This window comes from Novosphingobium sp. PhB165, assembly GCF_004341845.1.
Taxonomy (GTDB): domain Bacteria; phylum Pseudomonadota; class Alphaproteobacteria; order Sphingomonadales; family Sphingomonadaceae; genus Novosphingobium.
Map to the genome: position 1 here is coordinate 61,049 of NZ_SLVB01000009.1, position 13,518 is coordinate 74,566.

At 65.0% G+C, this 13,518-nt stretch carries 5 protein-coding genes; 3 read left to right on the forward strand and 2 right to left on the reverse strand.

What is annotated here, in order from left to right; genetic code table 11:
• Nucleotides 1-3 precede the first annotated feature (3 nt).
• Nucleotides 4-2,373 carry a glycoside hydrolase family 127 protein gene (locus EDF56_RS21390; protein WP_243652757.1) on the reverse strand — a complete coding sequence of 790 codons (2,370 nt, stop codon included), beginning with the start codon at nt 2,371-2,373 and terminating at the stop codon, nt 4-6.
• Between the two features lie 83 nt (nt 2,374-2,456).
• Nucleotides 2,457-3,188: a FadR/GntR family transcriptional regulator gene (locus EDF56_RS21395; RefSeq protein ID WP_243652758.1), complete on the reverse strand. Its 732-nt coding sequence runs from the start codon at nt 3,186-3,188 to the stop codon at nt 2,457-2,459.
• Nucleotides 3,189-3,325: 137 nt separating this feature from the next.
• Between EDF56_RS21395 and EDF56_RS21400 the strand changes: the two genes are divergently transcribed.
• From EDF56_RS21400 to EDF56_RS21410, 3 genes are all read left to right on the forward strand, one after another.
• A complete protein-coding gene (locus EDF56_RS21400) occupies nt 3,326-5,719 on the forward strand; it encodes a DPP IV N-terminal domain-containing protein (RefSeq protein WP_132391378.1) in 2,394 nt (797 codons plus the stop codon).
• A 21-nt stretch (nt 5,720-5,740) separates the two neighbouring features.
• On the forward strand, nt 5,741-8,494 hold the full coding sequence (locus EDF56_RS21405; RefSeq protein ID WP_132391380.1) for a DUF5695 domain-containing protein: 2,754 nt from the start codon (nt 5,741-5,743) through the stop codon (nt 8,492-8,494).
• Nucleotides 8,495-8,736: 242 nt separating this feature from the next.
• On the forward strand, nt 8,737-13,491 hold the full coding sequence (locus tag EDF56_RS21410) for an autotransporter-associated beta strand repeat-containing protein (RefSeq protein WP_132391382.1): 4,755 nt from the start codon (nt 8,737-8,739) through the stop codon (nt 13,489-13,491).
• Nucleotides 13,492-13,518 lie beyond the last annotated feature (27 nt).

Here is a 13,518-nt window from a genome sequence, read left to right on the forward strand (position 1 = left end):
AACTCACTTGGTCGCCGGCTTCGCCGTGAACAGGCGCATGCCGAAGATCGGACCGGCCGAGCTGCGGTCATGCGGCACGATGCGCACCTTGACCTGGCTCTTGCCCTTGGTCAGCGCCTCGGGCAGCGGATAGTCGACGTCCATGAACTTGCCCGGCGTATCGTTGTCGAGCGTCTGGGTGACGACCTTGGTGCCATCGACGAAGATGTCGAACACGCGCGAACGCTCGCTGCCCCAATAGATCGCCTGCAGCAGCAGCGGGCCCGGCTTTACCTTCATCGTGAACTCGATGTAGCCGCCCGAGCGGGCGTCCCGCCCGTTTCGGCCACGGTACGAGACCGGGTAGGAGATTTCCGAGGTCAGGTTGTGATCGCGCTCGGGCTGCATTTCGCCCAGGTGCATGACGTCGATCGAGCGGGCGGCGATGTCCTTCTGGCGCGCCTGTTCGGCCAGGAACGAGGCTTCCTCGCTCTTCCAGCCGGCCTCGGTGAAGCGCTTGAAGTAGACCGCGCTGCGGCGGTCGTACTGGCTGTAGAACGGCACGAACGTCAGGTCCGCCGGGCGCATCACGCCGGTGGTCTGGAAACGCGGACGGTCCGAAACGATCGGCGCGAAGGCCGACAGCGGATTGTCGCCCACCATCGCCGGCTCGACGCCGGTGAACTCCATTTCGGCCGGACCGAGGTCCGCCGCCATGACCAGCGGGCCGCGCAGCACGGCCACCACGTCCTGCGAACCGGCGGCCGCCTCGAACCGCAGATCGAGCGGCAGGGTGAGCGAGATCGTGTCGCCCTTCTTCCAGCGACGGTCGATGACAGCGTAGCCATTCACGGCATTGGCCGGAACCGGGGCACCGTTGACGGCGACCAGCGCACGGCCGTTGGCCCAGCCCGGAATGCGCAGCGCGAGGGTGAACTTGCCGTTCTTCACCGCATCCAGCGTCACGCCCACTTCGGGCTTGAACGGATATTCGGTGGCCAGCGTCAGCGCCACGCCCTTGGCCTTCCACTCCGCCTTCGACGGGATGAAGAGGTTCACGAACAGCGTGTCGTCACCCTGCCAGTAGATGGAATCGCCGTGCTTTGAATGGCTTTCCATGCCCGAGCCGACGCAGCACCAGAAGGCTTCCTCGCCCGGCTGCGAATAGCCGCGCGGGGCGCCGCTCATCATCGGCGTCATGTACGTGAAGCCGCCGGTATGCGGGTTGTGCGCGGACATCACGTGATTGAGGTGGGCGCGCTCGTAATAGTCGAACAGCGCGCCGTCCGGCTGCCACGAGTAGAGCTGACGGGTCAGCTTCAGCATGTTGTAGGTGTTGCAGTGCTCACAGGTCGATTCCGTGAGGTGCAGCGCGATATTGTCCGGCTCGAAGAAGTATTCGCGGTCGGCATTGCCGCCGATCACGTAGCTGTGATGCTGGGTCACGCGCTCCCAGAAGAAACGGGCGGCGCGGCCCGGCTCGTCCTTGCCGGTCAGCTCGTGAATGCGCGCCAGGCCGATCAGCTTGGGCACTTGCGTATTGGCGTGGAAGTTGGACAGCTTGTCCTCCTGCGCCACCAGCGGATCGAGCACCTTCTTGTCGTAGATGCGTTCCGCCACCTTCAGCCAGCGCAGATCGCCGGTCTGGGCGTAGAGTTCGGCATAGCTTTCGTTCAGGCCGCCATATTCGCAGCCCAGCAGTTCCTGCATCTGCTTGTCGTCGAGCGCGGCGAAGACCTTCTCGAAGTATCCGCCCAGGCCGATGACCACTTCCAGCGCCTTGGCATTGCCCCAGGCCGAATGGATATCGAGCAGACCCGCGAAGTACTTGTGCACGGTGTAGAGCGGCGACCACGATCCGTTGAGGTCGAACCCGCCCGACTTGATCTCCCCGCGCATGACTTCGGGGAAGATCTCCTGCCCGTCGACGACCTTGCCGTCCTTGGTCTTGCGGCCGAGCGCGCCGATATAGCCATCGCTGCGCTGCGCCTGGCAGAGCGCCAGTTCGTCAACGATATAGTCCGCGCGGCGGCGGCATTCGGGATTGCCGGTCTGCTGCCATGCCAAGACCAGCGCGGTCATGTAGTGGCCAAGGGTGTGACCGGCGATAGTATCCGATTCCCAGCCACCATAGATCGGCGCCTTGGGCTCAAGACCTGCATACTTGCGGAAATTGTGCAGGAAGCGATCGGGGCTGAGCGACATCAGGTAGTCGACGTTGACGTCCACCGCGGTCGCATAGTCCGAAGCCATGAGCCGCACGTCGCTGAGCGGCAGCGGCTTCGCCTTGATCGGAAGCTTGGGGGCGATGACGGCCGCGAAGCCCTTGAGAGGGACAGAGCTGACAGCCAGCGCCGCCACACCCGCCATCCATTCGCGCCGATTGGCCTTCATCACCAGAAACTCCTATCGAATATCGTATACGGTTATTGATAAGCTTCGGAGGGCGCGAGTCAACCCTGTTGAACCGTGTGCCGTCAGCGCCGAAGCGCGACGCGGGTATCTGCATGGGCCAGATCGATCAGTGCGATCATCGCCTTGCGCGCCTGCTTGGCATTGCCTTCCGCAATGCAGCGGTAGAGCGCGCGGTGCTCGGGCATCGGATCGCGCGGGCAATCCTGCACACGGCTCTTGATCGCGGTCGTCGAGGCGATTGCCGTGGAGATCGAGGTGGAGAGCGCCTGCATCAGTTCGTTGCGCGTCGCTTCCAGCACCAGTTCGTGAAAGCGAATATCGGCGGCGCGGCCCTTGTCGCTGGTAAGCGTGCAGCGCTCCATCGTTTCCAGCGCATTGGCCATGTCGGTCAATTGTCGCTCATCGCGGCGCTGCGCGGCCATCTCGGCGGCTTGCGGCTCGACCACCATGCGCAGTTCGAACAGGTCGCGCAGGAATTCGTCGCTTGCCCCACACTGGATCTGCCAGGCCAGCACGTCAGGATCGAGCAGGTTCCAGTTCTTGCGCTCGTTCACGCGTGTACCCGCTTTCGGGCGGCTGCTGACCATGCCCTTGGCGGTCAATATCCGGAACGCCTCGCGCAGGACCGAGCGCGAAACGCCAAGCCGGTCGGCATGTTCGACTTCGGCGGGAAAGACGTGCCCCGGTGGCAGCTCGCCACTGACGATCGCGGTCGCCAACCGGCGCGCCACCGCGTGATGAAGGCGGCCGCTGACAAGTGGAAGCGCGGTTTCGGCGGGCAGTCGTGCGGTCATCTTTCTCATCCCCAGCCCAATGGAAGCGAAGTCCATTCCCAATGCTCAGATCATATATCGTATAATTTTCTTGACCCTTTCCGGGATGGGCGTCAAGAACCCATGCATCTTCCGGCGCCAGCCAATGGGTACATGACATGAGCAGCCCTTTGATTTCCCGTCCTTTCGTTCGTGTCCTGAAAAAACCCGCAGTCGGGCTGCTGACGCTTGCCGTCGCCGTGGCACTGCAACCCGGTGCCGCACTGGCGCGTCAGACCGAAACTGCCGCCGCCCATACTCCGCCGCCCAGCATCGCGGAGCGATATGCTGCCGCCGACACGTTCCTGGGCAGCGGCATCGCCGACCTCATCGACAATGCCAATATCGCGCCCAGCTTCGTCGGCGAAGGCAAGGATGCGGGCCTGTTCTACCGCACCGGCAACCGCAGCCATCAGCGCTACCTGTTCCTCGACCTCGCCACCCGGCAGGTGCGCGAAGTGGCGACGACGGCCACCCTGCTGGCGGCGCTGACGCAAGCAAGCGGCAAGACGGTAACGCTGGACGACGCGCGGCTTGCCGATGTCGATTACGATCCCGCCAAGGGCACGCTGGCATTCGAGGCGCTGGATGGGCACTGGCGGATCGGCGCCGACGGCAAGGCGGAAAAGCTCCCGCCAGAAGCGCCGCGGCTCGATTTGCCCTCACCCGACGGCAAGACGAAGATCGTCGCGCGCGCATACAACCTCTATGCGGTCGATGTAGCCTCGGGCCGCGAAGTGGCGCTGACCACCGATGGCACGCACGAGCAGCCCTATGGCCGTTCGATCCCCGAACTCTCGCAGATCCTGCGTGAAGGCACCGAGGAACCGGCGATGCCCGTCTCCGGCGCATGGTCGCCCGATGGACGCTATCTGCTGACATGGCGGCTCGACACGCGCGAGGTAAAGAAGCTTTCGATCACCCAGCAGAACCCGCCGGGCAGCTTCTATCCGCGCAGTTTCTCGTACGTCTATCCGCTGGCGGGCGCAGAGAAGCTGCCGCAGGCGACGCGCTTTGTGGTCGATGTGCAGGCGGCGCTGAAGAGCGGCAAGGCCAAGGTCGTGCCGATCCAGATGCCGCCCGAATCGATCCTCTACCCCTCCCCGCCCGACATGAACTGGGTGGACGGCAAACCGCGCATGCAGTGGACCGAGCGCGGCTATCGCCAGCAGGCCGTCTATGTAGCCGATCCGGCGACCGGCGCCACGAAGATCGTCGCGCATGAGGCGGTGAAGCCCGTCATCACCGTCACGTCCTCGATGATCTTCCCCGCGCCCGAACTCGGCGGTGAACTCTCGATCTCGGAGCGCAGCGGCTGGGCCCAGCTTTACCTCGTCACCCCGGACAACCCGGATGGCGGCAAGGCGCTGACCACGGGCGACTGGGAAGTTCTCTCGGTGGACCATGTGGCCGAGGACAAGGCCTCGCTGATCGTCACCGGCGTCGGGCGCGAAGCTGCGCGCAATCCCTACTGGCGGGCGCTATACAGGGTCTCGCTGAACGGCGGCCTTACCGAACTGACGCCCGAACCGCTCGACCATGAGGCCGAAGTCTCGCCGGACGGCAAGTGGATCGTCGACCAGATGTCGAGCCCGACCACGCCGTCCCGCGCGGTGCTGCGCGACGGCACTACCGGCAAGATCGTGATGGAACTGGCCAAGGCCGACGACAGCCGCCTTCTGGCTGCCGGCTACACTCCGCCCGAACCGTTCAAGGGCGTGGCGGCAGACGGCAAGACGCCGATCTACGGCATGATCTATCGCCCGGTGCACTTCGATCCGAAGCGCAGCTATCCGGTGATCGACAATGTCTACACCGGCCCGACCACGACCGATGTTCCCTCCACCTGGGGCATGGCGCTGCGCGTGCCAGGCAATAGCATCGCGCAGATCGGCGCGGTTGTCGTCATGATCGACGGCACCGGCACGTCGCGGCGCGGTCAGGCCTTCCGCCTGCCCGCCTTCCAGAACCTTGGCGAAGTTGGGCTGGACGATCACATTGCGCTGATCCGCCAGATGGCCGCCAAGTATCCCTACATGGACGTGAACCGCGTCGGCGTGTTCGGCGGATCGGCGGGCGGCTATGACACCGCACGCTTCGTGCTGCGCCGGCCGGACTTCTTCAAGGTGGGCGTCTCCGCATCGGGCAACCACGACCTCAGGCTCGACAAGACCTGGTGGCCCGAAGTCTCGATGGGCGAGGCGGACGCGGCGACGTGGGAGCGCAATTCGAACATGGCGGTGGCCAGCCAGCTCAAGGGCCACCTACTGCTCGTCCACGGCGATATCGACGATAACGTGCCGATCACCGAAAGCTTCCGCCTGGCCAAAGCGCTCATCGATGCCGGGCGCGATGTCGACATGGTGGTCGTGCCCAACGCCACGCACAACGTCTACCAGCCCTTCTTCTGGAAGAAGCTGCGCGACTACTTCACCCTTTACCTGCTCGGCGAAACGCCGCCGCCGCTCGGCCCCGTGAAGCCTGCCGCACCGGCAGTCGCGCTGGCCCACTGAACTCCCCCGCGAGGATTTGACATGAAGCGCCTTCTGAAGCCCCTTCCCCTGATTGCGCTGGTACTCGCGCCGGTTCCGGCGATGCTGCCGATGGCGGCGGCGCAGGCACAGGAAGCGGAAAAGCCGAAGCCGGTCTACCCGCCGATCCAGAAGACCGAGATGCAGACCCCTGCCTTCGATCTGGCCCTTCGGGCGGATACGCAGACGCTCGCCCATCTCTCGCCCAAGGGCAATGCCGCGTTCGACTTCGTGCCCGCCGGGCGAGAGGCCGAACGTGCGGCCGATGGCTATGTCCATATCGGCGATATCCATATCCGCCTGAAGACCGCTGGTTCCGACTGGCAGGACTTCTCCTCCGCCCATGCCCGCAAGCAGATCGCCGCACTGACGGGCGGCAAGGGCGTGCTCGCCGCCGCCGACATCACTGCATCGATGGGAGCCGGGATTCCGCTGCGCGTCGAGCGCCGCTGGGTGAACGAGGACGGCGTGCTCGCCCTGCGCTTCACGCTGGTCAACACCAGCAGCGCTGCCGTGGAGATCGGCGGCCTCGGCATGCCGATGGTGTTCGACAACATCATCCTCGACCGCGATCTCGATTCCGCCCACGCGCAGGCGAGCTTCGTCGATCCCTATATCGGCCGCGATGCCGGCTATCTTCAGGTCACGCGCCTGAACGGCGAAGGCCCGGCGCTGTTGGTACTGCCCGAGAAGGGCACCCCGCTCGAAGCCTATCGCCCGATTGCCGAGGCGCGCGCCGGTCGCCATGGCGACATCTTCACCGACAAGAGCCCGCGCACGCAGGTTTCCGAAGGGTTCTACGACTGGACCGTCGCCAGCAAGGGCTTTGCCGAGAAGGAATGGGCAAAGGCCGGCCAGCAGTGGAACGAGCCGACCAGCATCACCCTTGCCCCCGGCGAGAGCCGCACGATCGGCCTGCGTTTCGTGACCGCGCCCAGCGTCCGCGCGATCGAGGATACGCTGGTCGCCCAGAAGCGCCCGGTCGCGGTCGGCATTCCCGGCTATGTCGTGCCCACCGACCAGACCGCCAGCCTGTTCCTGAAGACGCCGAGTAAGGTGGCCAAGATCGAAGCCTTCCCCGAAGGTTCGCTGACCGCCACCTCGGAGAAATCGGGAAGCGGCTGGGCCCGCTACCAGATCAAGGCCAGCGGCTGGGGTCAGGCCCGCCTGACGGTGACTTATGCGGACGGGCAGAAGCAGACCGTCAGCTACTACATCACCAAGCCGCTCGATCAGGTGATGGCCGACATTGGCCACTTCACCACCACCGACCAGTGGTTCGAAGGCAAGGACGATCCCTTCCACCGTTCGCCCGCGATCCTGTCCTACGACCGTGAGGACAACAAGATCCTGACGCAGGACGGCCGCGTCTGGGTTTCGGGCATGAGCGACGAAGGCGGCGCCGGTTCGTGGGTCGCGGCGATGATGAAGCAGCTCGACAATCCGAACCCGGAAGAAGTCGCCAAGCTGGAGCGCCTCGTCAACGAGACCGTGCTCGGCACGCTGCAGGTCAAGGACGGCCCGCAGGCCGGTGCCGTCAAGAAGAGTATCTTCTATTACGATCCGGTCGCGTTCCCGAACTACTACGACCCCAAGATCAACTGGAAGAACTGGACCGCGTGGTCGAAGAAGGATGCCGGCGATCTCGGCCGGTCCTACAACTATCCGCACGTCGCCATCGGCCACTGGGTGCTTTACCGTCTGGCGCGCGACAATGCCGGGCTGGTCAAGCAGCACGACTGGAAGTTCTATCTGGACTGGGCCTATCGCACGACCGTCGCGATGATGCGCGATGCGCCCTATTATGCCGAATTCGGCCAGATGGAAGGCGACGTCTTCGTCGACATCCTGAAGGACCTGAAGCGCGAGGGCATGACCGCCGAGGCCACCGAAATGGAAGGCCTGATGAAGCAGCGCGCCGATCACTGGCGTTCGATGAAGTATCCGTTCGGCAGCGAGATGGCATGGGATTCCACCGGCCAGCCCGAAGTCTACGCCTGGATGCGCTACTTCGGCTTCCAGCCGCAGGCGGACGAGACCCGCGAAGTGATCCTGGGTTACGACCCCACGATCCCCAGCTGGGGCTATAACGGCAATGCGCGCCGCTATTGGGACTTCCTCTATGGCGGCAAGGTCTCGCGCATCGAGCGGCAGATCCATCACTACGGGTCGGCGCTCAACGCGGTGCCGCTGTTCGACGCCTATCGCCAGAACCCCACCGACCTGCACCTGCTGCGCGTCGCTTACGGCGGCATGATGGGCGGCATCACCAATATCGACCAGAAGGGCTTCGGCTCGGCCGCGTTCCACTCCTGGCCGGACATGATGAAGTGGGATGCGATCACCGGCGACTACGGCATGGGCTTCTACGGCCATGCGATCACCGCGGCGAGCTACATGGTCAATGACCCGCAGTTCGGCTGGATCGGCTTCGGCGGCGACTTGACCACCAAGGGCAGCACCGTAAGCCTCGCCCCGAAGGACGGCGCCCGCCGCCGCCTGTTCGTCGCCCCCGCCGGTCTGTGGATCACACTGGAAGCCGGCCGTATCCAGAGCGCCGACTATGACAGCAAGACCGGCAAGGTCGTGCTGACGCTCGATCCCGCCAGCGCCACCGATCCGGCCGCACGCCTGCTGTTCCAGACCACCACGGCTGGCGGCCGCCCTTACGCCACCGACACCGGCACGGCGGACCGCGAAGGCTATGCCATCACGCTGAGCGGCGCTCCGACCGTGGTGACGCTGACGCCGCGCTAAACCCGCTTGACGGAACCCCGCCATGTCCATGACTGGCGGGGCCTCCTTACCCGTCCGCGATTGAAAAGCGGACGAAATTCCCCGTGCCGCAAACCCCTTTTCGATGCGCGCTGAGCCGATTCCTGTTCCGAAGCCTCTACATTAAGAACGCACGCCCATCAGACGGGCATCCGGGGCGGCAACCGAATTCTGGCTGCGATCGGCAAGCAACAACGCAAGATACGGCAGTGGAACAAGCAGACATGACTGGACAGGTTACTCGAGCGAAGGGGCTGCGCGGCGCAATCCTGGCGACGACGGCGCTCATTGGTATTTCCCAGATTGCACCGGCTTATGCGGGAACGGCTTCGGACCAGAGCCAATTCGAGACGGCCGTAACCACCGCCAATGCCAATCCGAGCCAGACGATCGTGATTGCGGGCAGCTTCAATGTGTCGGCTCCAGCAGTGTCCGCCACGAACGACATTACGATCAACCTTGGCGCAAATACACTTGGCATAACCGGCATGGGGGGCTCCGGAAGCCTGACCTTCCTGGGCAGCGGCGGTTCCAGCATCGTGAGGCTGACCGGCACCAACAGTTTCAACGGCCTCAGCGCCTCAAGCAGCATTATCGCTTTCGACAGCGACAGCGCATTGGGCGTCGGGCCCATCACGCTCAACACACAGTCATTCCAGGCGCTGCAGGATGTCAGCGTCGCCAAGACCATCACTTTGGCTGGATACGGGGCTTCGTTCATCACCAGCGGCCATGTCATGACCATAACCGGGGCCATCGGCGGCAACGCGCCGCTGATCGCCAACGGCGGCGGCACTCTCGTGCTGACGGGCACCAACGGTTACACCGGCCAGACGATAATCGACGGCGCCACGCTACAGATCGGTAACGGCGGCACGACCGGCTCGATCGACACGTCTTCGGACGTTTCCATGTTCAATAACGGCACCCTGGCATTCGACCGTTCCGATGACACGTCCTTCAATCGCGCCGTGGCAGGCTCGGGCGTGATCGTCGCGCGCGGTGCGGGCACCGTGACGCTTTCAGGTCCGTTGACTATCAACGGCGTTCAGGCTGAGACAGGCAGCGGCGGTATCGTCCTGACCGGCAGTCTCGCCACGACCGGAACCGGCTACATGGGCTCCTCGGCGGCTGCACTCGTCGATCAGGGCGGTACGCATCTTACCCTCGATGGCGGCACTATCACAGCGACGTCTGGAGCGGGCCTGGAGGACGGCGTCCAGCTCAATGGCGGTACCCTCACGATCACCAGCGGCACCGTCACAGCCAAGACTTCGGGCGTCTATGCCCGTTCAGGCGGCGTGATCGAAAATGCCGGATCCATCACTGGCGGCGACAGCGGCATCAACTTCTCGGGCAGCGGCACCCAGTCGCTTACAGTGACCGGCGCGGGCTCCTACACCGGCGGCAATACGGGCGGTGATTCCGGCATCTATGTCCGCAGTGAGGACGGCGACATTGTCCTGGGCACCACCGCATCGTCGCTCGGAGCGGTATCGGGCGCGCGTGGCATCGATACCGCGATCAGCGGCACTGGTACCCTGGATATCGTGACGAGCGGCAACGTCGTCGGCACGGCCGGTTCAGGCATCCTGGCGTCTGCCGATACGGGTGCGATCTCGATTGCCGCCCAAGGGAACGTGACGGCAAACGGCGCAGGCAATGCCGGCATTATCCTCTCCGGAAACAGCAGTGCCAACAGCGTCACCATCGGAACAGCCGGTGCGCCGAGCCAGCCCGCAGTGCAGGGCGAGACCGGCCTCTACCTCGCCGGCACGGGTACGACCACTCTCACCAACTATGGCACGATCGGCGCCAGCGGGGCGGGGGTCAATGCCATCCAGATCGCCTCGGGCACGCTCGTCCTTGCAGGGCAAAGCGGCACGCTCAGCGGTAACATCGCGCTCGCAGGGGCCGGCAGCGTCCTGACCATGGACACCGCGACGGCCCAGTCGCTGTCGAACACGATCACCGGTGCAGGCACCTTCAATCAGAACGGCTCGGGCCTGCTGACCCTGACGGGCGTAAACAGCGCCACTGCCGGGCAGTTTACCGGCACCGCCAACGTCAATGCCGGCATTCTCGCGGTGAACGGGACGTTTGGCGACACTGCCACCAACAGTGCGACCGTCAATGTCAACGCAGGCGGTACATTGCATGGTTCCGGCACGGTCGCCGGTTCGGTCAACGTCGCCTCGGGGGGTACCGTTTCGGCGGGCAACTCGCCCGGCACGCTGACGGTCAACGGGAATTACACGCTGGCCAGCGACGCCACGTCCCTGTTCGAGCTGGGGACGCCCAATGTGGCCGGCGGCGTCGGCAACGACCTTATCGAAGTCGGCGGCAACCTGACTCTCGCGGGCACGCTCAGCCTCGTCAACGCAGCCGACGCTTCCGCCTCGCCGGTGGCAGGCGCTTACCGGCTCTACAATTACGGCGGCACGCTCGCCGGAAGCTTCGACACGGTGTCGACGCCCACCGCCCAGTCCGCGACCGTCTACACGACGATTCCCGGCCAGGTGAACGTGCTGATCGCCAATGCCGGCCAGTCGGTGCAATATTGGGATGGCATCGACACCACGGGGGCTACCTCGGGCGGTCAGGGCGGTAACGGCACCTGGGACGCTGCTGGCACCAACTGGACAGGCGCGCCGACGGGCAATGTAAACACGTCCTGGGGCTCCGGCGTCGGCATCTTCGCCGGCAGCGCGGGCACGGTCACTGTCGCGGACGCGCAGAACGTGCAAGGCCTTCAGTTCACGGTGGACGGCTACCAGCTCGTCGGCTCGGGAACGCTCAACCTGACGGGTGATCCCTTCTCCACCCCGAACCAGAGCTTCATCAACGTGGATGACGGCGTCGGCGTCGACATTGCCAACGCGCTCACCAGCACCGGCGGCACAATCGGCCTCGTCAAGCTGGGCACCGGTACGCTGACGCTGTCGGGTGTGAACACCTACACCGGCGCGACCAGTGTTACGGCCGGCACGCTGGCCGTGGCGGCAAGCGGCTCTCTGGTCTCGGACGTGGCGGTTGCAAGCGGCGCTGCTTTCGACAACGCAGGCACCGTAGCAGGCACCGTCACCAACAACGGGACGCTCGCAAGCACCGGCACACTCGCCGCCGGCTTGACGAACAGCGGCACGGCGCAAGTCTCCGGCCAGATCAATGGAACCGTCGAGAATGGCGGGGATCTCCTGCTCACCGGCGCGACCACGGGCAACGTGTCGCTCGTGAACGACGGCCTGGTCGATCTCGGCGGCACCGCGTTCAGCGTGGCGTCCCTGTCAGGCACGAACACGGGCGCGGTGCTGCGCAATGGGCACCTGACGGCCGGATCGGACAACAGCTCCACCAGCTACGCGGGCACCATCGCCGATGGGGCAAGCGCCACCTCCCTGACCAAGACCGGCAGCGGCACTCTCACCCTGTCGGGTGCGAACAGCTATACCGGCGCGACCACGGTCAGCGCCGGTACACTGAACGTCACGGGGGCGCTCGCTTCGGCGGTAACGGTCGCCAACGGTGCCCTGCTCACGGGCACGAGCACGATCGGCGGCCTGACCGTGGCAAACGGCGGGACGGTTGCGCCCAGCGCTGCCGGCTCGATCGGCACGCTCACCGTGAAGGGCAGCGTGACGTTCGCGGCGGGTTCGACGTACCAGCTTGCCGCGACCCCGGCAGGTCAGTCCGACAGCATCGCCGCATCGGGAACCGCCACGATCGGAGGCGGCACGGTTCGCGTTCTCGCAGGCGGGACGACCTACAGCCCGTCGACCCGCTACACGATCCTGTCGGCGAACGGCGGGGTTTCCGGCACCTTCGCCGATGTCACTTCGAACCTGGCATTCCTGACGCCGCATCTGGCCTACACCGGCAATACTGTCTCCCTGGACCTCGTTCGCAACGACGTTGCCTTTACCGATGTCGCCCAGACGCCCAATCAGCGCGCCGTGGCGACCGCGATCGGAAGCATGGACTTCACTTCGGCCCTGCCGAGCGCGATCGCCTCGCTCGATGCAGCGGGGGCGAGGAAGGCCTACAATTCGCTCTCCGGTGAAAGCTACGCCGCAGCGCCGATGGCCCTGATCGACGAAGGCCGACATGTACGCGAGGCGCTCCTCCTCAATGGGCGGCGGACCGGCGACGGCTTCGGCATCTGGGGCGATGCGATGGACGACAGCGGCAGATTCGACAGCGATGCCTCGCTCGGAACGTCCGTCCTGAAAACGCACCGGGACGGCATCATCACCGGCATCGACTATGGCCGGGACGCATTCCGCGCCAGCATCGCCACCGGCTATTCCGATGGGACCTACACCCAGCCCGCGCTGCAGAGCCGGTCCAGCGTGAAGTCCTATTATGCCGGCGGCACTGTCGACTATCGCTTTGGCGCGCTGCGTTTGCAGGCAGGCGGCACCTATAGCTGGCACACCCTCAGCAACGACCGTTCCGTGGCGTTTGCCGGCTTCCAGGACGCCCTTCATTCGCGCCAGCACGCCAACAGCGCGCAGGGCTTCGGCGAACTGGGGTATGCCCTGTTCGCGGGAAGCGCGGTGACGTTCGAACCGTTCATCGGCTACACCCATCAATATGTGTCGGTCGATCCGACGACGGAGACCGGCGGGGCGGCAGCCCTTTCGGTAGCGCGCGTCAAGCGGGACATCGATCTGGCGCGGGTAGGCTTCCACTTCTCCGGATCGACCCCGATCCCGGGAACCCGGGCAGTGTTCGAACCACGCCTCTCGCTCGCCTATCAGCGTGGCTGGGGCGACCGGACCGGAGTTGCCACGGTGGCGCTTGCCGGTGCTGCGCCGTTCGAGGTCGTGGGCCCGGCCCTGCCGAAGGATGCCGCCCAGATTGACGGCGGTTTCGATATCGCGATGGGCAATGTCTGGCTGGGTGCATCGTATCTTGGCACCGTGGGCGACAGCCAGTTCAACCACGGTGGCCGGGTGACTTTCGGAATCCGGTTCTAATCCCGACGGCGGCGCTTCGGGTTCCCT